General features: G+C 74.4%; 26 protein-coding genes and 1 tRNA gene. 13 read left to right on the plus strand and 14 right to left on the minus strand.

Annotated features, from left to right (window positions below; genetic code table 11):
- Positions 1-2: 2 nt before the first annotated feature.
- Both AC1UE5_RS03840 and AC1UE5_RS03845 read right to left on the minus strand, forming a co-directional pair.
- Positions 3-368 (minus strand): hypothetical protein, encoded by a 366-nt coding sequence (locus AC1UE5_RS03840; protein WP_482920755.1) that lies wholly within the window; start codon positions 366-368, stop codon positions 3-5.
- Positions 369-388: 20 nt separating this feature from the next.
- Positions 389-1,843: an MFS transporter gene (locus AC1UE5_RS03845; RefSeq protein ID WP_482920756.1), complete on the minus strand. Its 1,455-nt coding sequence runs from the start codon at positions 1,841-1,843 to the stop codon at positions 389-391.
- A 73-nt stretch (positions 1,844-1,916) separates the two neighbouring features.
- Between AC1UE5_RS03845 and AC1UE5_RS03850 the strand changes: the two genes are divergently transcribed.
- A complete protein-coding gene (locus AC1UE5_RS03850) occupies positions 1,917-2,816 on the plus strand; it encodes a helix-turn-helix transcriptional regulator (protein ID WP_482920757.1) in 900 nt (299 codons plus the stop codon).
- Here the strand turns inward: AC1UE5_RS03850 and AC1UE5_RS03855 are convergent.
- The gene (locus AC1UE5_RS03855; protein WP_482920758.1) at positions 2,813-3,649 is read right to left on the minus strand and encodes a glutamate formimidoyltransferase; all 837 of its coding nucleotides are present in this window, start codon (positions 3,647-3,649) and stop codon (positions 2,813-2,815) included. The two genes, AC1UE5_RS03850 and AC1UE5_RS03855, sit on opposite strands and share 4 nt — an antisense overlap.
- A complete protein-coding gene (locus AC1UE5_RS03860; protein ID WP_482920759.1) occupies positions 3,646-4,887 on the minus strand; it encodes a cytochrome P450 in 1,242 nt (413 codons plus the stop codon). The genes AC1UE5_RS03855 and AC1UE5_RS03860 overlap by 4 nt, the downstream gene beginning before the upstream one ends.
- Positions 4,888-5,016: 129 nt before the next feature.
- On the opposite strand from AC1UE5_RS03860, the gene AC1UE5_RS03865 reads away from it, so the two are divergent.
- The 3 genes from AC1UE5_RS03865 to AC1UE5_RS03875 are packed head-to-tail and all read left to right on the plus strand — an operon-like array spanning position 5,017 to position 8,954.
- Positions 5,017-6,348 (plus strand): M20 family metallopeptidase, encoded by a 1,332-nt coding sequence (locus tag AC1UE5_RS03865; RefSeq protein ID WP_482920760.1) that lies wholly within the window; start codon positions 5,017-5,019, stop codon positions 6,346-6,348.
- A 35-nt stretch (positions 6,349-6,383) separates the two neighbouring features.
- Positions 6,384-7,517, plus strand: coding sequence for a Zn-dependent alcohol dehydrogenase (locus AC1UE5_RS03870; protein ID WP_482920761.1), 1,134 nt, complete (start codon positions 6,384-6,386; stop codon positions 7,515-7,517).
- A gap of 30 nt (positions 7,518-7,547) precedes the next feature.
- On the plus strand, positions 7,548-8,954 hold the full coding sequence (locus AC1UE5_RS03875) for an APC family permease (protein WP_482920762.1): 1,407 nt from the start codon (positions 7,548-7,550) through the stop codon (positions 8,952-8,954).
- Position 8,955: 1 nt separating this feature from the next.
- On the opposite strand, the gene AC1UE5_RS03880 is transcribed toward AC1UE5_RS03875, so the two are convergent.
- The 3 genes from AC1UE5_RS03880 to AC1UE5_RS03890 are packed head-to-tail and all read right to left on the minus strand — an operon-like array spanning position 8,956 to position 12,784.
- Positions 8,956-10,023, minus strand: a complete 1,068-nt coding sequence (locus AC1UE5_RS03880) for a serine hydrolase domain-containing protein (RefSeq protein ID WP_482920763.1) — start codon at positions 10,021-10,023, stop codon at positions 8,956-8,958.
- The gene (locus tag AC1UE5_RS03885; protein ID WP_482920764.1) at positions 10,020-10,973 is read right to left on the minus strand and encodes an aminopeptidase; all 954 of its coding nucleotides are present in this window, start codon (positions 10,971-10,973) and stop codon (positions 10,020-10,022) included. Before AC1UE5_RS03885 ends, AC1UE5_RS03880 begins: the two co-directional genes overlap by 4 nt.
- A gap of 11 nt (positions 10,974-10,984) precedes the next feature.
- Positions 10,985-12,784, minus strand: a complete 1,800-nt coding sequence (locus AC1UE5_RS03890; protein WP_482920765.1) for a GGDEF domain-containing protein — start codon at positions 12,782-12,784, stop codon at positions 10,985-10,987.
- 177 nt (positions 12,785-12,961) lie between these two features.
- On the opposite strand from AC1UE5_RS03890, the gene AC1UE5_RS03895 reads away from it, so the two are divergent.
- Positions 12,962-13,768 (plus strand): hypothetical protein, encoded by an 807-nt coding sequence (locus tag AC1UE5_RS03895; RefSeq protein ID WP_482920766.1) that lies wholly within the window; start codon positions 12,962-12,964, stop codon positions 13,766-13,768.
- A 12-nt stretch (positions 13,769-13,780) separates the two neighbouring features.
- Here AC1UE5_RS03895 and AC1UE5_RS03900 read toward each other — a convergent pair whose 3' ends face one another.
- Positions 13,781-14,833 (minus strand): GGDEF domain-containing protein, encoded by a 1,053-nt coding sequence (locus AC1UE5_RS03900; RefSeq protein WP_482920767.1) that lies wholly within the window; start codon positions 14,831-14,833, stop codon positions 13,781-13,783.
- Between the two features lie 122 nt (positions 14,834-14,955).
- Between AC1UE5_RS03900 and AC1UE5_RS03905 the strand changes: the two genes are divergently transcribed.
- The 7 genes from AC1UE5_RS03905 (at position 14,956) to AC1UE5_RS03935 (ending at position 19,600) form a co-directional block, all read left to right on the plus strand.
- A tRNA-Met gene (locus tag AC1UE5_RS03905) sits at positions 14,956-15,029 on the plus strand.
- 126 nt (positions 15,030-15,155) lie between these two features.
- Positions 15,156-15,872 (plus strand): hypothetical protein, encoded by a 717-nt coding sequence (locus AC1UE5_RS03910; RefSeq protein ID WP_482920768.1) that lies wholly within the window; start codon positions 15,156-15,158, stop codon positions 15,870-15,872.
- A 91-nt stretch (positions 15,873-15,963) separates the two neighbouring features.
- Positions 15,964-16,197: a hypothetical protein gene (locus AC1UE5_RS03915; RefSeq protein WP_482920769.1), complete on the plus strand. Its 234-nt coding sequence runs from the start codon at positions 15,964-15,966 to the stop codon at positions 16,195-16,197.
- 69 nt (positions 16,198-16,266) lie between these two features.
- Positions 16,267-16,992: a lysophospholipid acyltransferase family protein gene (locus AC1UE5_RS03920; protein ID WP_482920770.1), complete on the plus strand. Its 726-nt coding sequence runs from the start codon at positions 16,267-16,269 to the stop codon at positions 16,990-16,992.
- A gap of 407 nt (positions 16,993-17,399) precedes the next feature.
- Positions 17,400-18,071: a hypothetical protein gene (locus AC1UE5_RS03925; protein WP_482920771.1), complete on the plus strand. Its 672-nt coding sequence runs from the start codon at positions 17,400-17,402 to the stop codon at positions 18,069-18,071.
- Positions 18,072-18,116: 45 nt separating this feature from the next.
- Entirely contained in the window at positions 18,117-18,644 is a 528-nt protein-coding gene (locus AC1UE5_RS03930) for an HNH endonuclease (RefSeq protein WP_482920772.1), read from the plus strand.
- A gap of 59 nt (positions 18,645-18,703) precedes the next feature.
- On the plus strand, positions 18,704-19,600 hold the full coding sequence (locus AC1UE5_RS03935) for a hypothetical protein (protein ID WP_482920773.1): 897 nt from the start codon (positions 18,704-18,706) through the stop codon (positions 19,598-19,600).
- Between the two features lie 7 nt (positions 19,601-19,607).
- Here AC1UE5_RS03935 and AC1UE5_RS03940 read toward each other — a convergent pair whose 3' ends face one another.
- The 6 genes from AC1UE5_RS03940 to AC1UE5_RS03965 all read right to left on the minus strand — a co-directional run bounded on the left by AC1UE5_RS03940 (position 19,608) and on the right by AC1UE5_RS03965 (position 24,223).
- Positions 19,608-20,000 carry a hypothetical protein gene (locus AC1UE5_RS03940; RefSeq protein WP_482920774.1) on the minus strand — a complete coding sequence of 131 codons (393 nt, stop codon included), beginning with the start codon at positions 19,998-20,000 and terminating at the stop codon, positions 19,608-19,610.
- A complete protein-coding gene (gene ybaK, locus AC1UE5_RS03945) occupies positions 20,000-20,461 on the minus strand; it encodes a Cys-tRNA(Pro) deacylase (protein ID WP_482920775.1) in 462 nt (153 codons plus the stop codon). Before ybaK ends, AC1UE5_RS03940 begins: the two co-directional genes overlap by 1 nt.
- 18 nt (positions 20,462-20,479) lie before the next feature.
- A complete protein-coding gene (locus tag AC1UE5_RS03950) occupies positions 20,480-21,064 on the minus strand; it encodes a hypothetical protein (protein WP_482920776.1) in 585 nt (194 codons plus the stop codon).
- 29 nt (positions 21,065-21,093) lie between these two features.
- Positions 21,094-21,459: a response regulator gene (locus tag AC1UE5_RS03955; RefSeq protein ID WP_482920777.1), complete on the minus strand. Its 366-nt coding sequence runs from the start codon at positions 21,457-21,459 to the stop codon at positions 21,094-21,096.
- Positions 21,460-21,557: 98 nt separating this feature from the next.
- The gene (locus tag AC1UE5_RS03960; RefSeq protein WP_482920778.1) at positions 21,558-23,072 is read right to left on the minus strand and encodes a phytoene desaturase family protein; all 1,515 of its coding nucleotides are present in this window, start codon (positions 23,070-23,072) and stop codon (positions 21,558-21,560) included.
- On the minus strand, positions 23,069-24,223 hold the full coding sequence (locus AC1UE5_RS03965) for a hypothetical protein (protein ID WP_482920779.1): 1,155 nt from the start codon (positions 24,221-24,223) through the stop codon (positions 23,069-23,071). The genes AC1UE5_RS03960 and AC1UE5_RS03965 overlap by 4 nt, the downstream gene beginning before the upstream one ends.
- A 118-nt stretch (positions 24,224-24,341) precedes the next feature.
- On the opposite strand from AC1UE5_RS03965, the gene AC1UE5_RS03970 reads away from it, so the two are divergent.
- On the plus strand, positions 24,342-25,082 hold the full coding sequence (locus AC1UE5_RS03970; RefSeq protein ID WP_482920780.1) for an MBL fold metallo-hydrolase: 741 nt from the start codon (positions 24,342-24,344) through the stop codon (positions 25,080-25,082).
- Positions 25,083-25,118 lie beyond the last annotated feature (36 nt).

The following is a 25,118-nucleotide window of genomic DNA, read 5'->3' on the forward strand; positions in this document are numbered from 1 at the left end:
GCTCAGACCGCCTTGCCGACGGCCTTCTTCTTCTGCCGCCGGCGGTAGATGAAGAGGTCGGTGTAGTAGCTCATCGGGATGTAGATGAGGAGCATCACCGCGCCGAGCGACACCGCCGTGGCGATGTTGCCCTGCATGATCGCGATGATGACGACGAAGAGCGCGGCGGCGACGGCGGCGCGGTTCATCGCGCCCTTCCACGTCGGCGGCTTGTCGAGGCGCTCCATCCGCCGCGCGCGGGCCTCGTCCTTGGCGCTGAGCTTGCGCTCGGCCTCCGTCGGCTTGCGGCCCGTGCGTCCGCGGGTCTCGACCATGCCGGCCGCGTTGCCTCGGTGCTTGGTGCTGCGGCGCTTGCGGGTCTGGGCCATGGCCAGAGACTAGAAGCTCGTCAGGTCCGCTGGCCCTCCGGTGCGAGCGCCTCCCTCGCGCGCGCGGGCGCCCCCGCCATCCTGGCGGCGAGCGTCGCGGCGCCGACGGCGGCGGCGACGGTCCACACCAGCGCGGCGGCGAAGCCGTGCGCGTAGTCGGCCGTCGTCGGCGCGTCGCCGACGACGCCGAAGAAGATGACGCCGGCGACGGCGACGCCGAGCACGTTCCCGACCTGCTGGATCGTCGTCACGACACCCGCAGCCGAGCCGGCCAGCGCCGGCGGAACGGTCTCCAGCGCCGCGCGGACGGAGCTCGGCATCATCATGCCGGGCCCGAAGCCGAGCGCGAACAGCGCAACGCACAGCGGGACGGTCGGCAGCCCGTCCGGGTCGCTGAGGACGACAGCGCCGACGACGGCGGCCGCGATCGCCGTGTACGCGGCGCCGGCGACGAGCGCGCGTGGGCCGTGGGCGGCGAGCAGCCGTGGCGCGACGAACGAGGCGCCCACGAACGACACGCACAGCGGCGTGAAGACGGCCGCCGACTCGAGCGCCGTCAGGCCGTGCCCGCTCTGCAGGTAGAACGCCAGCACGAGGAAGACGCACGGCATCGCGCAGTACATCGCGGTGACGAGGCCGATCCCGTCGCGGAAGCCGGCGAGGCGCAGCAGGCGCAGGTCGACGAGCGGCGCCTGGCCGCGCGCCGTGACGCGCTCCTCGTGGCGCCACCACAGCGCGCCGGTGGCCACGGCCGCCGCGAGCATCGCCGGGACCCACCACGGCCAGCCGGCCTCGCGGCCCTGGACGATCGGGAGCACGACGAGCAGCAGCGTGGCGGCGCTGAGCGCGACGCCGCCGTGGTCGATCCGCCGCGCGTCCGCGGCGCGCGACTCGGGCACGAGCCGGGCGGCCGCGACGATCGCGGCGATCCCGACCGGCACGTTGACGAGGAAGACCGCGCGCCAGCCGAGGCCGAGCACGTCGAGCGCGATGAGCCCGCCGCCCACGAGCTGGCCGGCCACCGAGCCGACACCGGCGACGACGCCGTACCACGCCATGCAGCGGGCGCGGTCGACCGGCGGGAACTCCACCTGGATGATCGTGAGCACCTGCGGGGCCATCAACGCCGCGCCGGCGCCCTGCAGCGCGCGGGCGCCGATGAGCGTCGCCTCCGTCGGGGCGGCGCCGCAGGCGACGGAGGCGAGCGTGAACAGGCCGAGGCCGAGCTGCAGCGTGCGGCGCCGGCCGATCGCGTCCCCGACCCGCCCGCCGGTGACGAGCAGGACGGCGTACGGGAGCACGTAGGCGGCGACGAGCCACTGGACGGCGCCGGGCGAGAGGTCGAGGTCGGCCTGGATCGCGGGCGCGGCGACGTTCACGACGAAGACGTCGAGCAGCGCCATGAAGGTGGCGGTGAGGACGACCGGGAGGGCGCGCCACGGCGGCGCGGCGGTGGGCTGGGCGGTTGAAGTCACAGCCCGACGGTGCGACAGTGGAGATCCAGGTACAAGAGAGGGGCTCATCCTGGTACCAGCACCACCACCCACCATGCTCGACCTCGCGACGACCGCCACCGACGCCATCGGCCGCGCGCCCGCCGGCGACGACGAGCGCCGCCGGCGCGAGCTGGCCGACTTCCTCAAGCAGCGCCGCGCCGCGCTGCAGCCCGGCGACGTCGGGCTGCCCGCGGGCGGGCGCCGGCGCACACCGGGCCTGCGGCGCGAGGAGGTCGCGCTCCTCGCCGGGGTCGGCACCACCTGGTACACGTGGCTCGAGCAGGCACGCGACGTGCGCGCGAGCCGCGAGGTGCTCGAGGCGCTGGCGTCGGCGCTGCAGCTCACGGACGCCGAGCGCGAGCACCTGATCCTGCTCGGGCGGGCCGAAGGGCCGCCGCCGCCCGCGCCCGTCGAGCAGGTCTCCCCCGCCGTGCGGCGCCTCGTCGAGGGCCTCGGCCCGAACCCCGCGTACGTCCTCGGTCGCCGGTGCGACTACCTCGCGTGGAACGACGCGCTGAGCGCGGTGTTCGGCGACCCCTCCGACCTGCCGCCCCACCGCCGCAACCACGTGTGGCGCGTCTTCGTCGACCCCAACCCGCGCGTCCTCTCGCCCGACTGGGAGACCGGCGCGCGCAACGTGCTCGCCCGCTTCCGCGCGTACTCGGCCCGGCACGTCGGCGACCCGTGGTTCGAGGACCTCATCGAGGACCTGCGCGCGACGAGCCCCGAGTTCCGCGCGTGGTGGAAGCAGCACGAGGTCCGTGGCGACGGCGACGGCAAGAAGGTCATCGTCCACCCGCGGCTCGGGCGGATGGAGTTCGAGCACGCGTCGTTCTGGCACGCGGACACGACCGACCACCGCCTCGTGCTCTACACGCCGGTGCCGGGCGAGCACGACACGCCGGCGAAGGTGGAGCGCCTCATCGCGGACTGGCGCGCGGCGCGCGCCTAGAGGCGCTGTTCGAGCGTCGTCCGGTTGAGCACCGGGACGCGCTCCGGCCACCCGTCGAACGCCGCGGCCGGCGGGACGCCGACGAGCTCGGCGCGCGCGACCGGCGCGTGGGCCTCGACCGCCGCGAGGAGGCGGGCGAGCGGGACCGCGCGGTGGTCCTCGACGTTGGTGGAGACCTGCGCGACGCCCCCGGCCAGCGCGATGCCGAGCGCGCGGACGCCCGGAAGGCCGTCGGCGCCGCCCTCGCGGACGCGCGCGGCGATGCGCTTGGCGTCGTCGAGCGTCGCGGGCGGGGCGAGCTCGAAGTTGAACGCGATCAGCGGCGGCCGGGCGGCCACGAGCGTCGCGCCGCGGGCGGGGTCGAGCGCCCGCGGGCCGAAGTCGGGCGGCGTCCCGCGCTCGATCAGCCCCGAAACGCCGCCGCGGCGCAGCTCCGCGCGCGTGCGCCCGCCCGCGAGCAGCCCGTAGAGGTAGACCGGCACGCCCTGCTCCCCCAGCAGGTCCGCCGTCAGCAGCGCCTCCGCGATGGCCGCGCCCCGCCGCACGTCGTCGAGGTGCACGATCGGCGCGACGTCGACCACGCCGACGTGCGGGTGGCTGCCGCGCTCGGTGCGCAGATCCACGCGCCGGACCGCCTCCGCCACGCCCGCCGCCAGCGCGGGCGCCAGCTCCCCCGGCGCCGCCGCGAGCGTGTAGACGGCGCGGTGGTGGTCGGGGTCGGCGTGCGTGTCGAGCAGGCGCGCACCGGTCGACGCGAACGCGGCGCCGATCGCGGCGATGGCGGCGGGGTCGCGGCCTTCGGAGACGTTGGGGACGGCGAGCAGGAGCGTCATCGGCGGAGCACCACCCTGCCACCTCGGGCAGGCGAGAGCGTGACCGCGCGGCGGCGGACGCGCTCGGGGCGCGCGCCCGGTGGGGGCTCGAGGTGGCCGGCGCGGGCCGCCTCGTGGAGGACGGTCTCCAGCTCCATCAGCGCGAACGGCGCGCCGAGGCAGCGCCGCGTCCCGCCACCGAACGGGATCCACGCGTACGGCGGGAGCGCCGCAGCTTCGGCCCCGAGGAAGCGCTCGGGTCGGAACGCGTGCGGGTCGCCCCACACGTCGGCGCGGCGATGCGTGAGGTACAGGCAGGCGGCGACGTTCGCGCCCGGCGGCACGCGCGTCCCGTTCGCCGTCGCGAACCCCGCCGGCGCCGCGACACGCCGCTCGGCCACGGACAGCACGGGCCGCACGCGCAACAGCTCCTTCGCCGTCGCGCCCCGGTACTCGTCATCCTCGCGGAACCGGTCGACGACGTCCGGCCGCCGGCCGAGCCGCTCGAACCCCCACGCGAGCGCGGTCGCGGTCGTCTCGTGGCCCGCGGCGAGGAGCGTGACGAGCTGATCGCGCACCTCCTGCGCCGACGACGACGTGGCGAGGAGGTCGGTGAGGATCGCGTCCTCGTCCTGCGGCCCGCGCGAGATGAGCGCGTAGAGCTGGTCGTCCACCGCGCGGACGGCCCGCGCGAACGCCCCGCGGTCCACCCCCAGCGACATCGCGACCAGCCGCGGCGCGTTGCGCGTGAGCGCGAGCGCGTGCTCGATCGCCGCGCGCAGGCGCGGGTCCGCGCTGCCGAAGACGAGCCGCAGCATGATGTCGAGCGTCAGCGCCTGCATCCGCCGGTGCGTCGCCACCGGCCGCCCGCGCGGCCACGTCGCCAGCTCAGCCCGCGCCAGCTCGGCGATCAGCGCCCGCCGCGCGCGCATCCGCTCGCCGTGGAACGCGGGCAGCATCCGCCGCCGCTGCTCCAGGTGCGCCTCGCCGTCGAGGACGAGGATCGAGTGCGGCCCCGCGAACGGCTCGAGGATCGACCCGCCCCCGGCCGCCGTCAGCGTCCCCGCCGGCGCGGTGAAGATCCGCCGCACGTCCTCGGGGTGCGAGACGAGCACGGTCGGCGCGTCCGACCAGTGGGTCCGCAGCGTGAACACCTCGCCGTACGCCGCCGCGCACCGGCGCAGGAACGCGGTCGGCCGCACGATCCACTCGACCGTCTGCCACGCGCGCGGCGCCTGCGGACCCGCCGGAAGCTCCACCGCGCCATCCTCCCACGCCACCGTCGCGCCGCATCGGCAGGCCGCGCCTGCGCGCGCGCACCGATGTGGACAACGCGATCCGAAGAACATCTGTGCGTCCGTGCACATCCGCCGTACCCTCCCGCCGCGATGGTGCCGGAGAGATCGGATCTGGCCGCCGAAGAGCGGTCGCTCGTCGAACGGATCGCGGAACGCCGCGAGGACATCGTCGCGCTCGCGTGCGACCTGATCCGCTGCGACACGACGGGTCGGTTCGACCCGCTCGCTCCCGCGCGCGAGGAAGCGAAGCTGCAGGGCCTGCTGGCCGACCGGCTGCGCGCCGCGGGCGCCGAGGTCGACGTGTGGGAGCCTGCTCCCGAGGACGTCGCCGGCCACCCGCTCGCCCCGCCGGGGATCGGCTTCGCGGGCCGGCCGCAGCTCTCTGCGCGCCTGCGCGGGAACGCTCCCGCCGACGCGCGCTCGCTGCTGCTGAACGGCCACATCGACGTCGTCCCGGCGGCCATCGAGGACGGCTGGGAGCAGGACCCGTTCGACCCGCAGGTCACCGCCGACCGCATCGTCGGCCGCGGCGCGTGCGACATGAAGGGCGGCATCGCGGCGATGGTCGTCGCCGCGGAGACGCTCGCCGCGACCGGGCAGCTGAACGGTGACCTCGTCATCTGCACGAACACCGACGAGGAGTCCGGCGGCGCCGGCGGCCTGGCGTGCGCGCGCCACGGCGTGAGCGCCGACTTCGCGATCGTCCCCGAGCCGACCGGCCTGGAGGTCTGGCCGGCCTGCCGCGGCAGCGTCTACTGCGAGATCACGATCGCCGGCCGCGCCGGCCACGCCGAGCAGGAGCACGCGCACTTCACCGAGGGCGGCGCCGTCAACGCGATCGAGAAGGCGCACCACCTCCTCGCGGGCGTCCGCGCCCTGCGCGACGACTGGCGCTCGCGCCACGCGCTCACCTCCCACCCGCTCCTCGACCCGCCCGACGTCCTGTGCACCCAGCTGCACGCCGACAGCGGCTGGAACGTGACGATCCCGGACCGCGCGACGCTCACGCTCGCCGTCCTGATCCTCCCCGCGCAGGCCGACGCGAACGGCTGGACGACCGACGCGCAGCGCGAGGTCGAGCAGTTCCTGCGGCGCTGGTGCGACGCGGATCCGTGGCTCGCCGCCAACCCGCCCACGTTCCGCTGGCACACCGAGGTCAACCCGTCGGAGACGCCGTCCGACGCGCCGGTCGTGCAGGAGCTGCTGGCCGCGAACGGCGCGCTCGGGCTCCCGCTGAACCTCGGCGGCCTGGGCAGCTGGTACGACGGCGCGACCTACGCGCTGGAGGCCAAGACGCCCGCGGTGATGTACGGGCCGCGCCACATCGACTGGGCCCACACGGTCGGCGAGCACGTGCCGATCGACGACCTGGTCGCCACCGCACAGGGCATCGCGCTCGCCGCCTGGCGGCTGTGCCGGTGACCGGCGGCGCACGAGCCGGAGGACGAGGAGGAGACATGTCGGGCAAGGAGGCCACGCGCGTGCGCGGGGCCGTGTTCAACGGGCCGGGCACGCCGGTCGAGATCGCCGAGCTGGAGCTCGCGCCGCCGCGCGCGGGCGAGGTCGAGGTGAAGATCACCGCCGCCGGCGTGTGCGGCTCGGACCTGCACGTCGTCAAGGGCGAGTGGGAGCTCCCCATGCCGGTCGTGCTCGGGCACGAGGGCGCGGGCGTGGTGGAGCGGGTCGGCGAGGGCGTCACGTCGCTCGCGCCCGGCGACCACGTCGTGCTCTCCTGGGTCCCGCAGTGCGGCGAGTGCCGCCAGTGCAGACTCGGCCGGCCGTGGCAGTGCGAGCTGGTGGCGAGCGTCGTCGCCCCCGGCGGCGTGCTGCACGACGGCACCTCGCGCTGGTCCACGCCCGGCGACGACGCGCCGATGCACCACTACCTCGGCGTCAGCAGCTTCGCCGAGCGCGTCGTCGTCCCCGAGTCGGGCGCGATCAGGATCCGCCCCGACGCGCCGCTCGACGTCGTCGCGGTCGTCGGCTGCGCGGTCGCCACCGGCGTCGGCGCCGTGCAGAACACCGCCGAGGTGCCCGAGGGCGCGACGGTCGCGGTCATCGGCTGCGGCGGCGTCGGGCTCTCCGTCGTCCAGGGCGCCCGGCTGGCCAAGGCGAGCCGCATCGTCGCGGTCGACGTCCAGGCCGACAAGCTCGAGGTCGCGCGCCGGCTCGGCGCCACCGACACCGTCGACGCGTCCAGCGGCGACCCGGTCGAGCAGCTCAAGGCCGCCGTGCCCGAGGGCCTCGACTTCGTCTTCGACGCCATCGGCCGCATCGAGACGACCGAGCAGGCGATCGCCGCGCTCGGTCTCGGCGGCGCCGCCGTCATCGTCGGCCTCCCCCCGACCGGCATGACCGCCCGGTTCGACCCGCTCGCGTTCGCCGAGGCGAACCAGCGCATCCTCGGGTCCAACTACGGCTCGGTCGACCCCCAGCGCGACATCCCGCGCCTGGTCGACCTCTACATGGAGGGCGAGCTGGACCTCGACGCCCTCGTCTCGGGCCGCCGTCCGCTCGAGGAGGCGGCGCAGGCGCTCGACGACCTCGCCGCCGGGCGCGCGCTCCGCACGCTGCTCACCACCACCGCTTAGCACCCACTCCTGGAGGAGGAGACCCCACCCATGTCCGCCACGCTGGACTCCGCCGGCACCGCCCCCGGCACCACGACCGACGGACCGGAGACGCACTTCAAGCGCGTCCTCGGCCTGCCCGCGCTCGTCTTCTTCGGCCTCGCCTACATGGTCCCGCTCACGGTGTGGACCACGTACGGCGTCGTCACGTCGTCGACCGAGGGCCACCTGCCGGCCGCGTACCTGGTCACGACGGTCGCGATGCTGCTCACCGCCTGGTCGTACGGCCGCATGGTCGTCGCGCAGCCCACCGCCGGCTCGGCCTACTCGTACGCGTCGCGCGCGTTCGGCCGCCCGCTCGGCTTCATGGTCGGCTGGGCGCTGCTGCTCGACTACATCTTCCTGCCGATGATCAACTACCTGGTCATCGGGCTGTACATGAACGACTACTTCCCCGACATCCACGCGAACGTGTGGGTCGTCGTGGCGGTGGTCCTGGTGACCGGGCTCAACATCCTCGGCATCAAGCTGCTGGCGAACATGAACCTGCTGTTCGTCGCCGTGCAGTTCGTGTTCGTCGCGGTGTTCGCGGTGATGGCGATCGTCCACATCGCGGGCAACGACGTCGAGGTGCAGTCCTGGACCGAGCCGATCATCGGCGGCGACACGGGGCTGATCTTCGCGGGCGCCGCGGTGCTCGCGCTCTCGTTCCTGGGCTTCGACGCGGTCTCGACCCTGTCTGAGGAGACGCGTGATCCCAAGTCGGTGATCCCGAAGGCGATCCTGCTGTGCGCCCTCGCCGGCGGCGCCGTCTACATCTTCCAGTCCTACCTGGGCCACCTGGCCTTCCCGAACTGGCAGTCGTTCGCGGAGAACGTCGACGTCGCGAGCGCGGACGTCATGAAGGAGATCGGCGACGACTTCCTCAACTCGTTCTTCACCGCCGCGTACGTCGCGGGCGCGTTCGCGTGTGCGATGGCGGCGCAGGCGTCGGTGTCGCGCATCCTGTTCGCGATGGGCCGCGACGGCTCGCTGCCGAAGCCGATCTTCGCCCGCCTGCACCCGACCTACCGCACGCCGGTCGTGGCGAACATCCTCGTCGGCGCCGTCGGCCTCACCGCGCTGTTCATCTCGCTGGCGACCGTCTCGTCGATGATCTCGTTCGGCGCGCTGGCAGCGTTCTCGTTCGTGAACCTGTCGGTCGTCAAGACCTACGTCATCGACCGCGGCGAGCGCAGCGGCGCGGCGCTGATCAAGTACGCGCTGATCCCGCTCGCGGGCTTCGTGTTCACGATCTACCTGTGGACCAAGCTCTCGCGCGACACCTTCGAGATCGGCCTGCCGTGGCTGGCCGTCGGCTTGGTCTACCTGCTCATCCTCACGCGGATGTTCACCAAGGCCCCGCCGGCGATGTACGACGGCGAGGAGGACATCGAGCTGGAGCCCGCGCGGGCCTAGCTCAGAGCGCGGCGCACACGCGGGTCACCAGCTCGCGGTGCGCCGCCTCGCGCCGCGCGTCGGTCGCCTCCGGCCACGAGCTGAAGACCGCGACGACGGTCCGCGTGGGCTGGTCGACCGCGATCATCTGGCCGTGGATGCCGCGCGCCATCGCGCGCCCGTCGCGGCGCCACCACTTCGCGCGGTAGCCGTCGGCGCCCGAGCTGACGTCGCTGCGCTCGATGTCGCGCTGGCCCAGCTCCGCGACGTACGCCTCGGGGACGATGCCCGCGCCGCGCTCGAGCACGAGCTGGCCGAGCCGCGCGTAGTCGCGCAGCGTCGCGCAGAACCCCCCGCCGGGCGTGCCCGTGCCGGCGTGGTCGACGGTGAGGAGCGCGTCCGCCTCGGCGCCCAGCGGCGCCCACAGCTCCCGCGCGATCAGGTCCTGCAGCGGTGCCCCGGCCGCGCGCGCGGTCGCGATCCCGAGCAGGTCGGTGTTCGGCGTCGCGTAGTGGAAGCGTTCGCCGTGCCGCCACCCCTCCGCGGGCTTCACCGTCGGGAGGAACTCGAGCACGGTCTCCTCCGCCCCGCCGTGCGGCGGGTGCCACGCGCAGGCGACGTCGTAGCGCCAGAAGTCGACGGCGTAGTCCTCGACGAACCCGATCGCCGCGCGCATGTCGAGCAGGTGGCGGAGCGTCGCGCCCTCCCACCCGCTCCCGCGCACCTCGGGGACGAGGTCGGTGACCGGCGTGTCGGCGTCGAGCTCCAGCGCCCCCACGAGCAGGCCGAGCACCGACTTGCCGACCGACTGCGAGAGGTGCAGCGAGCGCACGTCCATCTCGCCGCCGTACGCCTCGAAGACGAGCGCGCCGTCGTGGAGGATCGCGAGCCCGTCGGTCTCCAGCTCCTCCAGCGCGCGCCGCGCCGCCGCCGTGACGGCCGCGGGGGCGTCGCCGCGCGGCAGCTCGCGCACCGGCCCGCTCCCACGCGGCACCGGCGCCGTCGGCACCACCTCGTCGACGTGGACGTACGCCCAGCGGTTGTGCGGCCCGACCTGCCAGGCGTCGAGCGGGACCGCCGCCTGCGTCACAGCACGAAGCGGCCGGCGTCGATCACGAGCGTGTCGCCGATGTGGAGCGTCGGCTCCACGACGACGGAGTCCTCGTGGACGGGGACGTTGACCGTCCCGCCGATGCCCGCGGACGCGCCGAAGGCGACGTGGACCGTGCCGAGGATCTTCTCGTCCTCGAGCAGGTTGCCGGTGAGCTGCGCGCGCTCGTTCGTCCCGACGCCCAGCTCGGCGAGGTGACGCCCGTCGGGGCCGTAGCGGTCCAGGTGCGCGAGGAGCTGCTCGCCCAGCGCGCCGGTCGCGCTGACGAGGCGGCCGTCCTCGGTGGTGAGCGTGACGAGCTCCCCGTCGTCGTCGGCGAGCCCGAGGTGCCCGACCGTCTTGAGGACCATCGTCCCGCTGCCGGTCGTCGGCGAGATGAACCCCTCGCCGCACGGCAGGTTGCCGAACGCGCCCTTGGCGGTGAGCGAGCCGTCGTCGGGGATGCCCTCGCGGCCGGTGAGGTCGAAGGTGAAGTCGCTGCCGCGCGGGCACGTGAAGCGCGCGGTGCTGGCGGCGCTGAGCAGCTCGGCGACGCGCTTGGAGCGGTCCGCCATCAGCGCGAAGTCGGCGCTCATCAGGCGGGCGAGCATGTTGCGCTCGACGCCGGGGAGCGTCGCACCGCGGGCCCCCTTCTCGCTCGCGCCCTTGCGCGCCTTGGTGTGCGAGAGCGACGGCTCGGACGGCGCGAGGAAGACGTCGCAGGCGGCGAACGCGGCGGCGACGGTGGGCGGCGGCTCGGTCCCGCGCTCGGGCTTGGCGGGCAGGATCTGGATGACGGAGTCGCCGCCGGCCTCGAGCGCTGCGGCGTGCAGCGCCTCGGCGATGTCGAGGCGCGTCGGGTCGCACACGACGAGGACGTTCTCGTCGGGCTGCACGGCGAGGCAGCGCTCGACGACGGTACGAGCGGCCGTGGTGAGATCGGAGGACACGACGCGAGAGGCTACGCCGTCGCGCGTGCGGCCCCCGCCTCGCTCGGCACGGCCAGCTCGACCCGGTTGCGGCCGGCGCCCTTCGCCGCGTACAGCGCCCGGTCCGCGACGCGGAGCAGGCCCTCGTAGTCGCTCGCGTGATCGGGGATCACGCCGACGCCGATGCTCGCGGTGATGTCGCGGTCGACGCCGGGCACGTAGATCTCGGCGATCGTCGCGCGCAGCTTCTCCGCGGCGACCAGCGCGCCCTCGACGTCGGTGTTGGGGAGCATGACGAGGAACTCCTCGCCGCCGAGCCGCCCCGCGAAGTCGCTGCTGCGCAGCTCGCCGCGCAGGATCGCGCCGACCGACGCGAGCACCTCATCGCCGCGCCCGTGGCCGTACGTGTCGTTGATCTGCTTGAAGTGGTCGAGGTCGAGCGCCAGCGCCGCGAGCGGCTGCTCGGTGCGGTGCGACTGGGCGACCATCCGCTTGCCGGTGTCCTGCGCGGCGCGGGTGTTCGACAGGCCGGTGAGGGCGTCGGTGGCCGCCCGCAGCTCGGCGATCGCGAGCGTCCGCAGGTTGGCGAGCACCGGCGCGGCGTGGCTGACCGAGTCGCGGACGCGCTCCTGCTCGCCGCCGTCGATCCCCTCGTCGCTGCGCACCAGGACCGAGCCGATCACCTCGCCGCCGACGACGAGCGGGTTGCAGCTCGACGTGCCGGGCGTGCCGCCGCAGATCGTGCAGTCGAGCAGCGGCTGGCGCCCATCGTCCTCGCGGCGGTACTCGCGCGCCTGGCGCAGCGCGATGCAGTCGCGGGGCGTGGCGGCCTCGAGCCGCGGCGCGAGCGGCGAGCCGGGCGTGATCGGCGTGCGCGCCTCGAGCCGGTCGGCGCTGTTGTTGCGGGTGACGACGACGATCTCGGCGTGGTCGATCGACCGCTCCAGATGCGTGTGGAGGATCGCGTGGGCCTCGCGCTCGCCGCCGGCCATCTGGAGCGCCTCGGCCAGCTCGGCCTGCTGCTCGTCGTAGCCACGCTCGGCGACGTACTTGTCGACCATCCGCTGGAGCGTGCGGCCGAGGCGGGCGAGCTCGTCACCGCCGCTGACCGCTAGGGACCCGCCCTGCCGGCCCTCGACGACGTCGCGGCCGAAGGCGGCGTACGTGCGCAGACGGCGGACGACCGAGCGGAAGAGGATCCACGTCACGAGGACCAGGAGGACGAACGCGAGCAGGCCGCCGCGGACGAGCCGGTCGTGGGTGACCTGGTAGCGGTGCTGGGCGGCGAGCGCCGCCTCGCTGCCGAGCTCGGTGTCGCGGACGGCGAACTGCATCCCGGCCGCCCCAGCCGCGGCGGCGACGGGCTCGAGCTGCTCGATCAGATCCAGCCGCTTGAGCTCCGCGGTCCGGTTCATCCCGTCGATGTCGGCGTCCCGCGAGCGCCAGACGTCGCGCAGGCGCTCGTACGGGCGCTGCAACGCGACGGTGAGGGCGTGGTCGACCGGCCGATGGTGGTAGCGCCGGTGCATCTCCTCGAAGTTCGTCTCGATGCGCTCGGCGAGATCGGCCATCTCGGGCCGCATCCGGCCGCGCGTGTAGCCGTCGGGCGCGTGGATCCACAGCATCACGCGGCCCTTGAAGTCCTGCACCTTCGTGCGGGTGTCCCCGTCGAGCGCGGTCTCCTGCACGGCGACGCGCAGCTGGTCCTTGGCGGAGCGCAGGTCGCTCAGGCCCTGGAGGGCGAAGAAGCCGAGGAGGCCCATGAGCAGGACGGCCGCGGCGAGCTGCAGCGCGAACCGGGCGCGGATGTGGAGATGCAGGAGCGAGCGCATGACGGTGGTTCACCCACTGATCGGCCCTCGTGTCGTGCGCTTTATGGCAACCGGCGCTGCAGCCGATCTTGCGTCCTTCGTGTACGTCTGCTGACACGTTGGCCGGAACGTGCGCTCCGCTCGGCCGGCCGGGGAGTTGGACGAGCGATACCCCAGAAGCGAAGGAGAGCTGTCCACATGCCGAAGCTCGGCTCCAGGACCCGGAAGATCCTCCTCGGCGGCGGTGCCGTCGCCATCCTCGCGGCCCCGGTCGCAGGCGCGGCCGGTGAGGGTCAGCCGCTCGACGGCGGCGGCCGCAACCCGTCGAACGACACCCGTCAGTCGTACACGCGCGAGACCGAGGTCATCGCGAACGTCAACACGTACGGCACGCGTCAGTCGAACAAGTCCGACAACGGTGGTGGCGCCGTGTACGGCTGCCGCTCGAAGGCCGGGGGCTCCGCCGCCGGCAACGAGCCGTGCCTGCGCGGCACGAACCTCGCCGACGGCTTCGCGTTCGAGTTCAACACGAACGCGGGCATCCTCGGCGGCCTCATCACGGTCGGCAAGGGCGGCGACGGCACCAAGCCGTTCACCACGAACGCCACCGGCGTGGCGACCGGCCTCAACGCCGACCGCGTCGACGGCATCGAGGGCGCGAACCTCCTGCAGAAGACCGAGAAGGCCGCGGACGCGGACAAGGTCGATGGCGTCGACGGCGCCGACCTCGCCCGCACCGCGAACTTCCTGCAGGCCCGCATCTCGTCGAACGGCACCGACGTCCTCGCGGGCGCCCGGCCGTCCGGCACCTCGGCGGCCGCCATCGGCGGCGACGTCACCCGCGTGACGTTCGGCGCCGACGTCGCGACCTGCTCGGTGACGGCGACCCCGATCGGGTCCGCGGTGGCGGTCTCGGCCGCGCCGGTCGACGGCAACGCGCGTGCCGTGGACATCACGTTCGCAGGCGGCGCCCGCACGTCGGTCAACGTCCAGGTGATGTGCTGATCGCCTAGTGGCTCACGCGGTCCGCGCCGTCGCGTCCTCGGGGGCGACGGCGCGGTCGCGACCGCGCTGCTTGGCCGTGTAGAGGGAGCGGTCGGCGGCGCGCAGCAGGTCGTCAGGGGTGTGCCCGTGGCGCGGGGCTTCGACGACGCCGAAGGACATGGTGAGGTCCGTCGGCCCGTCGCTCAGCGCCCTCCGCAGGCGCTCCGCCGCCTCCAGCGCGCCGGCCAGGTCGGTGCCGGGCAGGAGGAGCGCGAACTCCTCTCCCCCCACCCGCGCGACCGTGTCGACGGTGCGCGCCGTCCCGCGCAGCACCTCCGCGACGCGCACGAGCGCGCAGTCGCCCGCCGCGTGGCCCTCGCGGTCGTTGATCGCCTTGAAGTGGTCGACGTCGCCGAGCAGGAGCGCGAACGGCTCCCCGCTGCGGATCGTCCGCTTGATCTCCCGCTGGAGCTGCTCGTCGAACGCGCGGCGGTTGAGCAGGTCGGTGAGCGCGTCGGTCCGCGCGAGCTGGTGGAGCCGCGTGACGAGCGCGTCGACCTGGTTGCGCAGCACGTGCGCGGCCGCCGCGCCGGCGGTGAGCGCGAGCACGACGACGACCCACCGCGAGATCGCATGCTCGAAAGGGAGGTGCATGAAGTGCAGCGCCGTCGCGTACGCGACGCCGGTGAACGTGAGCGCCGCGACGATCAGCGCGCGCGTGAGGAAGTACCCGACGTACAGCACCGGCCAGAGGTAGAACAGCTCGTTGAGCAGCGGCGGACCGCCGTCGACCTCGCCGTTGAAGTACGTCGCGAGCGTCGCAGCCAGGATCCCGACCAGGACCCCGGCCCGTGTGGCGGTCGGGATGAGCCGCGTCGGGAGGAACAACGCGAGGAACAGCCCGATCGCGATCATCGCCGCGGCCAGCACCAGGTACCCGCGTTCGTTCATCTCCGGCGGATGCGGCGCCGCGAGCCCGAGCAGCGTCACCGCGCCGCCCGTGAGGAAGAACAGGCTGCCGGCGAACGTCCGGATGTCGCGACGCACGCGCACGAATGCGGAGAAGTGCGCGGGAGCGACGGCCATGCCGGAAGCGTCGGCGTGGACGCCCGCGGACTTGACCGTTCACGTGTCCAGAGGACTCATGTCGCGCCAGGTGCGCCTGGGGTCGCGTCCGCCTGCCGCACCGCTATCCTCCTGCGAACCCCGCCGGGGTAGCTCAGCTGGCTAGAGCGCACGACTCATAATCGTGAGGTCGGGAGTTCGAGTCTCCCCCTCGGCACTTCTGGAGCCCCGCCCGTGCGGGGCTCTCGTCGTTCTGGGGCAGGTCGGGACCCCTGTTCGCGCAAGAGTCACTATCGTTCTCGCGCGAACGCGCTCGTCCCGTTTCCCGTCTCCGGAGGACCCCATGTTGCGCCAGTTGAAGAGCCCGCCGATGGTCGTCGCGCTGATCGCGCTGTTCCTGTCGCTCACCGGAGGCGCGTACGCGGCGCTCGTGGTGACCGGCAAGAACGTCAAGGACGGCTCGCTGACCGGCGCCGACGTCAAGGACCGGAGCCTGACGGCCAAGGACTTCCGTGCGGATGCGCTGCAGGGCGGCGCCGCCGGAGCGCGCGGAGCCGCGGGACCCGCCGGCGCGACGGGCGCGACCGGTGCGACCGGGGCCGCCGGCGTTGCCGGGCCGGCGGGCCCGGCGGGCCCGGCCGGGGCGAAGGGCGACACCGGTGACACCGGCGCCGAGGGCCCCGCGGGGCCGGCAGAGGTCACGCCGGGCACGCTCCCCAACGTCTCCCCCGCACCCGGCGACGCGGAAGTCACCCTCGGCACGGTCGGCGGATTCACCGTGAAGGCCCGGTGCATCGAGGAGCCTGGCGCCGGCTTCCACTGGTACACCCGCCTCGTGATCACGGCGTCCGCTCCCGGCGTCCCCGACTTCGCGCTCTACAACGCGCACGCGATGGACGCCGACCCACCCGTCGCGGACCTGGTCTACGACCGGACCAACGACCCCTCGTCCTTCGAGGCCTGGGCACCCACCGGCGAGGTCCTCCGCACGCTGGCGGACATCGAGCTCACCGGCACGGCGTGCGACATCGAGAACTTCCGCACCTACCTCTGGCACTGAGCCGCGCCATGTCAGCCGCCTGACGAGCGGCTTGAGCCCGGGACCGCACGGGTGGACAGATGTCCGGTCGACCGGTACGGTCCCGCGCCGCATGCGCTTCAGGTTCCTTGCCCTTGCCGCCGTCGTTGCGGGGTCGCTCTCCCCCGCCGGCGACGCGCTGCGCGCGGAGGTCGACGACATCAAGGCCTCGCAGTACGACAAGGGCCGCCGCATCGCCTGCAACATCCGCACGCTCAACGCCCTCACGGCGATGGACGAGGCGAAGATCGCTGACGCCGAGCGCCGCTGCGCGGCGCTCGAGCAGCCCGCGTCCCCGCAGGGGTAGCGCCGCGCAGCGCGCGGTTGCGCTTCCGCGCACGAAGTGGCGCGGGCGGCCGTCGTAGGTTCACCCGCCGTGCTCCTCCGTCTGTGGTCCGCCGCCTACTGGGCGTCGATCGTCGTCACGTGCCCGATCTTCTTCGCCGGGGCGGTGGTCACGTGGGCGGTGACCGCGCCGTTCGACCGGCGGAAGGTCGTGCTGCACCTGTACTCGTGCTGGTGGGCGATGTTCTTCGTCGTCATCAACCCGCTGTGGCGGCTGGACGTCGTCGGGCGGGAGCGGCTGCCGTGGCGCGGCGGGGCGGTGCTGGTGGCGAACCACGCGTCGCTGATCGACATCATCGTCCTGTTCGGGCTGCTGCGGCCGTTCAAGTGGGTGTCGAAGGCGGAGAACTTCAAGCTCCCGTTCATCGGCTGGAACATGCACCTCAACGGGTACGTGCCGCTCGTCCGCGGCGACCGCGCGTCGGTCGTGAAGATGCTCGCGCGGTCGGGGGAGCTGCTGCGCGGCGGGAGCCCGATCCTCATGTTCCCCGAGGGGACGCGCTCGCACGACGGCAAGCTGAAGGCGTTCAAGGACGGGGCGTTCGAGCTGGCCGTGGAGCACGGCGTGCCGCTCATCCCGATCGCCGTGCACGGGACCGGGCGGGCGCTGGCGAAGGGCACGTTCGTGCTGCGCGAGCACGTCCGGGCGACGGTCGAGATCCTCGAGCCGATCGACCCGGCCGGCTTCGCCACCCCGCAGGCGCTCCGCGACGAGGCGCGCGCCCGCATCGACGCCGCGCTCGCCGGCTCGGCCTAGAGGCCGCGAGCACGTCCGGCGAGAACCGCGGATCGCCCGCCATCAGCCCCATCCGCGCGGCGGCGATCCAGAACGCGTCGGGATCCGCGCCGATCATCCGCTCGGGAAGCGTCGCCGGCTGAGCCAGGAACGCCCAGTGCCGGTAGCCGAGCGCGAACGCGGCGGCGGCCGCGCGCGGCCATCGCCCCGACACGGCTAGGTCGCGGGCGCCGCTCCCGAGGACCACCTTGCCCGGCTCAGCGCTTCGCGCCTGTCGCCGACCACGCGGTGGCCCGCGGCCCGGTCGGCGGGCGAGCTCTGGACGAAGACGCCCGCGCCGTTCAGGCCAGAGATCGTGCTCAGCCGCGTGGACGGTTGTCGGATGGCGCGTCGGACGTCCACCCGGCGAGGGTTTGGGGTCAACGGCCATGCACGGCGCACGAAACCTTCCGCTCCTCGCCGCGGTCGCCCTGATCGGCTGCGGCACGACCACGCCCGACCGAGCCGCCGCGCCCGCCCGGACCGTGACCGTGACGGAGACGGTCGTGACCTCCACGTCGCGCGCCGCGACCACCCCACGCGCCGCGTCGCCGTTCAAGCGGTGCGACGCGAACATCCGCGCCCGCCGCGGCTCGACCACGTGCGCGTTCGCGCAGAACGTCTTCTACGCGTTCTGGCGCGCGACCGACCGAGGAGACGACGTCGTCAGCGCGTACAGCCGGGCGAGCGGGAGCACGTACGACCTCGACTGCGCCGCCGGCGACACCGTCGTGTGCACGGCCGGCGACGGGGCGGAGATCCGGTTCCCCATGGCGGCGATCGACGCCTACGACCGTGAGCAGGCCGCGGCTTACTGCGCCACGCACGACGTCACCGGGGCCGGCGTAGGCGTCGGGTGCGAGGAGGAGCCGGAGCCCGAGCCTGCGCCCACCGACGACTGCGACCCGAACTACGAGGGCGCGTGCCTCGACCCGTACTCGCCCGACTACGACTGCGAGGGCGGGAGCGGCGACGGCCCCGACTACACGGGCGAGGTCTACGTCGTGGGCGATGACCCGCACGACCTCGACCGGGACGGCAACGGCGTCGGCTGCGAGTGAAACGTCGCGTGCATGCCGTCGGCGCGCGCTGCCAGCATCGCGCGCGTGCTGAGAGAGGCGAAGAACGCCGGGTTCGTCGCGCAGGGCGCGTGGGTGTGGAAGCGGTACGTGTTCGAGGCGGGCAGGTACCGCGCGGAGCGCGGGCTGCGGCCCGCGCAGCTCGCCGCCGGTGAGGCGCGGCAGGAGCGCGAGGCGGTCTGCGTGCTGGAGGCCGACGAGCGGCGGTACTGGTGGGCCCGCGGGAGGTTCTGGTGGGAGGACGAGGACCTCGAGCCGGAGGACGTCTTCGCGCTCGCCTACGAGCGGGAGCGGCGCCGTGCGCGGCAGCTTGAGCGGGCGCGCGCGGTGGTCGCGACGGACGACCTCCCGCCCCGCCCGCGGCGCGACACGATCCCCCGCGAGGTGCGCGCCGCGGTGTTCGAGCGCGACGGCGGGCGCTGCGTCGAGTGCGGCTCGGCGTTCGACCTCCAGTACGACCACGTCATCCCGCTCGCGCTCGGCGGCGCGAACACCGCCGAGAACCTCCAGATCCTCTGCGCGCCCTGCAACCAGGCGAAGGGCGCGACCCTCTAGCCGCGCCAGGTTCGCCCGCGACCGGCACCGGCGCTGCGCCAAAGGAGGAGCATCGGCCTGTGCACCGCCGCCGCGCCACCCCGCGCCCGCCGCCGCACGGCAGCCGCGCCATCGCCATGGCCACGCTCGCCGCCGCCGCCACGCTCGCGCTGGCCGCGACGACGCCCGCGAGCGCGGCGGTCTACGGCGGCGCGCTGCACGGCGTGCACGACCCGCTCGTCCTCACCACCGACCCGACCGGCCGCATCCTCGGCGCCGTCGCGTCGTGGACGGGCAGCTGCGAGTCCGGCTCGCTCTACGCGTTCCACCACCGGATGGCCGCCACCGGCCCGGCCGCCCCGCTGCGCCGGCTGCGGATGGAGCGCAACGAGGCCGCCGCCTTCGCCGGTACGTACGAGGAGCACCTACGCCTGCCGGAGGGCGACGCCGTGGTGACGATGCGGCTCGAGGGCCGGCTCGACGGGCCGGTCGCGCGCGGGACGCTCCACGGCGCGGTCACGCTCACCGCCCGCACGCGCCCCGGCGACGAGGCGGCGCCCGCCGACCCGCTGCTCGACCGCTGCCGCACCGGCGCCGTCCGGTTCACGCTCCGCAGCGAGCCCGGCATCGTCTACGGCGGCAGCACCGGCCAGAACGAGCCGCTCGTGCTGCGCCTCTCGCCCGACCGCACGCGCGTCGCTCGCGTCGCCGTCGGCTGGCACGCCCGGTGCCGCCCGGGGGGCTACGTCGACTACCCCGAGGCGTTCACCCGCTTCCCCATCCGCGGCGGTCGCTTCGGCGCCGCGTTCACCCATGCCTTCCCGTCCGAGGCGGGCGGCGAGAACGTCTTCGCCTACACGCTGCGCGGCCGCATCGGGGCGCGGACCGCGTCGGGCCGGTTCTCGGCCCGCGTCACGTTCCCCGACGAGTCCCGCTGCGCGACCGGCGGCCTGCGCTGGACGGCGGCGTCCGGCTGAGGCGGCCTCAGCGCGCCACCTCCCGCAGCCGGTCGACGTCCCGCCGCCACAGCTCGCGCTGCACCCGCCAGCGCAGGAAGCCGAGCAGCGAGCGGACGGCGACGAGGACGACGACGGAGACGAGGATCGCCACCGCCGCGGCGGCCTCGATCGGCTTGCCGGAGTTGACCGTGTCCTCCACCGCGTCGCGCCAGTCGAAGCCGATCACCGCCGCCGCGATCACCGCGCACCAGATGAACGTCGCGGCCCTGCCCGCCAGCTCGAGCGTCGTGTTGAGCCGCGTCAGCCGGTCCCACGAGAGCCGGCCGACGGTGCGCCGCTCGAACCACGACGCGCGGCGCGTGCGCTCGGGCGAGAGGCGGCGCGCGACCGCGTGCGAGGCGGCGCGGCGGAGCCCCATCAGCCCTGCAGCGGCCGGACGTCGGCGCCGGTCAGCGCGACGAGGTCGGCGGGCGCCAGCTCGATCTCCAGCCCGCGCCGCCCGGCGCTCACGTACACCGTCTCCAGCGCCGGCGCGCTCGCGTCCACCAGCGTCCGCAGCCGCTTGCGCTGGCCGAGCGGCGAGATCCCGCCCGTCACGTAGCCGGTGACCTTCTGCGCGCGTCCCGGGTCGGCCATCGCCGCGCGCTTGCCCACCGCCTTCAGGTCGAGCCGCGCAGAGGCCGGCACGACGCACACGACGAGCTCGCCCGCGACGTCGACGACCAGCGTCTTGAACACGCGCTCCAGCTCCAGCCCGAGCGCGTCCGCGGCCTCGCCCGCGTACGACTCGGCCTTCGGGTCGTGCGCGTACTCGTGCACGGTGAACGGCACGCCCGCGGCGCGGGCGGCCTTCGTCGCTGGGGTCTCGCGGCCGGCCATCTGCGGCCGGCAAGGTTGTCAGACGCGGCCGACGTGCGGGATCAGGCGCCGCGCCGGCGGGCGGCGGAAGTTCTGCTGCGCGAGCGCCGCGTTCACCGCGACCAGCCCGGTCTGGGCGAGCAGCGACGCCGTCCCGAGCCGCTGGACACGCCGCTTGGACGCCCGTTGCTCCGGCGTCGCCACGTTCGACGCGTGGTCGCCGTCGCGCAGCGGCACCGCGCCGTCGGGCGCCAGGCGCGAGAACCGCACGCCCTCGGCGGCCGAGGCCAGGCCCGTCACCGTGACGGCCGCGACGAGCACGTCCTTCGCGCGGGCGAGCTGACGCTCGCGCAGGGAGAGCTTGCCGTTCTGCGCCTCGTCGAGGCGTGCGCCGACCCACCCGCCGACGATCGCGGCGAGCGACAGCGAGTTGACCGCGCCGTACCGGCGCCACGCGGCGTTGACGAGCTTGCCGCGCTCGCGCTCGTCCGCGATCCCGGTCACCGCCGGGTGCAGCGCGAAGCGCGCGAAGAGGTTGCCGCCGAGCAGGAACGCGACGCCCAGGTCCTGCGCGGCGCGGCCGGCCTGGCTCGCGGGGAGGTTCGGAGGAAGCAGGGAGGCCATGCGGGGGCACTCCCCGATCGCCCGGCGCCCTACGCCTCCCCGCGGATGACGGCGCGGAGCTGCTCGGCGGTCGTCGCCTTCGGCCCGGCGGCGTCCGCGCCCGTGCGGAGCACCTCGCCCTGGAGCAGGTCGACCGGCAGGCTCGAGACGAGGACGACCCGCGCGCCCGGGGCGAGCTCCCGCACCCGCGCCACGAGGTCGGGCGAGGTGGTGCCCTCCGGGAGCATCAGGTCGAGCAGCACCACGTCCACGCCGTCCTGCCCTGGCAGCGTCTCCAGCAGCTCCGTCGCGCTGCCGGTCGTCGCCACGAGCTCCAGGCCGGCGTCTCCCTGCAGCCACCCCGCGACGAGATCCGGGAACCCGACCGCGTCGTCGCACAGCACGACCCTCAACATCGGCCTGGCACGCTAGTACACCGACGGGCGCGGCGCGGTCTCGTCGACCGCGATCGCGGGCAGGGCGCGCCGGCCCTGTCCGCGAAGCAGCTCGTCGTCTAACCGCAGTCCTTCAGCGCCGCGCGCGCTGCCGCGTCCCCGGGTACCCCGTGCACCGCACCGCCCGGGAACGCGGCCGCGCTCCCGAGGTAGAGGCCGCGGACCGGCGTCCGGTACGGCGAGATCTTGGGCATCGGGCGGAACACGACCTGGCGCAGCGCGTACGTTCCCCCGCCGACGTCGCCGCCGACGAGCGACGCGTTGCGCGCCTGCAGGTCGGCCGGGCCCATCACGTGGCGCCCGACGATCCGCTCGCGGAAGCCCGGCGCGTACGACTCGATGTGCGCCTCCATCCGCTCGACGTGGGCCTGCTGCGTGGCCGTGTAGTCGATGCCGAGCCGCGGGCCGTGCGTGTACGCCCAGGCCGTGTGCTTGCCCTCGGGCGCGCGCGTGGGATCCGCGACCGTCTGCTGGCCGAGCAGCATGAACGGGCGCGACGGCAGGTCGAAGTGCGAGGTCCCGATCGTGTCGAGCAGCTCGTGCTCGTCGCCGCCGACGTGGACCGTGCCGGCCCGGCGCAGCTCCTCGGTCTGCCACGGGATCGGCCCGTCGAGCGCCCAGTCGACCTTGATCGTCGCGGGGCCGTAGCGGTAGCGGAGCAGGAGCGAGCGGTACGTCGCCGGGAGCGCGTCGTCGGCGAGCTGCGCCAGCGCGTGCGGCATCACGTCGGCGACCACGACGTCGGCGCCGACCTTGTCGCCGTCCGCGAGCGTCACGCCGACGACGCCCTTGCCGGACGTCGTCACACCGGTCACGCGCGCGTTGCAGCGCACCTCGCCGCCGAGCGACCGCAGGTAGCCGACGAGCGCGTCGGCGAGCTTGCCCGCGCCGCCGACCGGCGACGGCCAGCCGACCGCATGGCCGAGCAGGTTCAGGTACGCCACCGCGATGCCGCTGCCGGGGTCGCCGGGCGCCGCGTCGCCGTGGCCCGCCGACGAGTACAGCCACGCCCGCGCGTCGCCCCCGCGGAACAGCCGCGTCCCGAGCGCGACCGCGCTGCCCGGCACCAGGCGCGCGAAGTCGAGCGTCTTGAGCGGGCCGAGCGCCGCGAGCAGCTTCAGGCCGGTCCCGATCGGCGGGAACGGCCCGAGCATCACGTGGCGGATGGCCTCGAACTCGTCGAGGAACGGCTGCGCGAACGCCCGCCACCGCTCGCCGTCGCCGGGCTGGCCGGCGCGGTCCAGCGACCGCGCCGTCTCCTCGACCGACGGGTAGAGCCCGGCGCTGCGCCCGCCTGGGAGCGGGTGCGCGTACGCGACGTCGGGCTGCGACCACTGCAGCCCGTGCTCGGCCAGCGGCATCCGGCCGAACACCGGCGACGCCGCGCCGGCCGGGTACACGGCGCTGAACACGTCGTGCGTGAAGCCCGGCAGCGTCAGCTCCGCCGACTGCACAGCGCCGCCGTACACCGGCGCGGCCTCCAGCACCGTCACGGCCCAGCCGCTCTCGGCGAGCCGGATGCCCGCGGCGAGCCCGTTCGGCCCGCTCCCGATGACGACGGCGCGGCGGCTCACGCGGCGATCCGCTTGGCGAGCTGGTGCAGCATGCTCAGCCGCTCGACCTCGCCCTGGCCCCAGAACGCGTGCTGCGCGTCGCGGCCGGCCGCCTTGTAGGCCTTGTCGATGTGCCACGGCATCGGGTCCCACGTGCCCGCGGCCCGCACCCACGCCTTTCCGTCGGCATCGGTGTAGAGGACGAGCCGGTTGTGGCTGGCGCCCATGAAGTGGCCCTGGTGCGTGGTGAGGTCGAACCCCACCAGCGGCGTCGCGCCCTCCGGCACGACCCGCGGCTCCTCCTCGCCGTACTTGGCCATGCCGTCCTCGAGCGCCGCGAACCACGCGGCGAGCGCCTCGGGGTCGTCGGGCGTGACGAGCTTGGTGATCGTCACGTAGCCGCGGGTGAAGATCGGGCGCCCGGACTCGGTGCCGGCGGCGACCTCGATCTCGAACGTCTGGTCCGGCAGGCCGCCCGGCCGCAGCGGCGTGAAGCGGCCGATCTCCGACGCGTAGTCCGGCCAGGTCTCGGGCTTGGTCAGCGCGGCGATGACGGCCTCGGCCGAGGGCATCGCAACCGGCGGGTACGTGTGCCAGGTCTGCTCGTCGAGCGGCGCCTGCTCGGGCGTGAGCTTGCCGAGCCTGGCGAGCTTCATCCGCTTGGCGTGGTCGTAGGCGGCCTTGTCCTCCGGCGTCGCGAACGCGATGCCCCAACCGCGGCGGGCGTCGTCCGCGTACGCGGACGGGAACCAGTCGCCGAGCAGCTGGGACGCGCCCTCGAGGAGCTGCTCGCGGCTGAGCGTGCCGCGGGCCGAGCGGTCGGTCGCGAAGCGCTCGCTGCCGAACGCCTTGTGGAACGCGGGCAGGTCGGTCAGGTGGAGCCGGCGGTCGGGCGCCTTCCGGTACCAGTAGGTGGTGAGGATCGAGAACGCGAGCCGCAGGTCGTCCACGTCGCGCTCGGGGACCGCGCGCCGGTAGTACGCGGCGTTGAGGAAGTCGGTGACCCACGGCGCGGCGTCGCGGCCGGCGATCGAGGAGCCGGCCATCCGCGCGAACCGGAGCGGGCCGCCCGGCTTGGCGTGCTTGGCCTCGTCGACGGCCTCGTCCTCCTCGATGAACTCGGGGAGCTGCTCGACGTCGAGGGTGGTGGTGGTGGGATCGTTGTCGGTCATCGGTTCGCTTGCTCCTTCGGTGGGCTCACGATCAGGATCGGCGCCCGTGCCCTCGCGCCCCTCGGCGTTCCCTACCCGACCGTATCGGTAGTCCACCGCAGGCCGGGTAGCCCTCTGCATGCTCCACTCCAACGTCGCACATGGCGTCCACCGGATCGAGGACGCGTTCACGAACTGGTACCTCGTCGAGGACGGCGGCCGGCTGACGATCGTGGACGCGGGGGTGCCGACGTCGTGGGCGTCGCTGGGTGCGGCGCTGGCCGCGCTGGGCCGGTCCGCCTCGGACGTCGACGCGGTGGTGCTGACGCACGCGCACTTCGACCACGTCGGGTTCGCGGAACGCGCGCGGCAGGAGCTGGGCGTGCCCGTGTGGGTGCACGAGAGCGACGCGGCGCTGACGATGCACCCATGGCGCTACGACCACGAGCGGCCGCGCTCCGCGTACCTGGCGACGCAGCCGCGCGCGCTGCCGATCGTCCTCGCGCTCGCCCGCAGCCGTGCGTTCTTCCCGCCGGCGGTGCGGGAGGTCCGCCGGTACGAGGAGGGCGTGCTGGACGTGCCGGGACGTCCGCGCGTGGTGCCCTGCCCCGGCCACACGCAGGGCCACTGCGCGCTGTGGCTGGAGGACCGCGGGGTGCTGTTCGCGGGCGACGCGTTCGTGATGCTCGACCCGTACACGGCGCGCACCGGCCCGCGGATGGTCGCGCGCGCCGCGACGGCGGACGTGGACCGCAACCGCCGCACGCTGGCGGCGCTGGCGGCGACCGGGGCGGAGACGGTGCTGACCGGCCACGGCGAGCCCTGGCGCGCGGGCGCCGCGGCGGCGGTGGAGCTGGCGCAGGCGACGCCGGTGGCCTGATCGGGCGCGATCGCCGGCGTACCTGGGCTGCGCAAT

Source organism: Parviterribacter multiflagellatus (genome assembly GCF_056863265.1).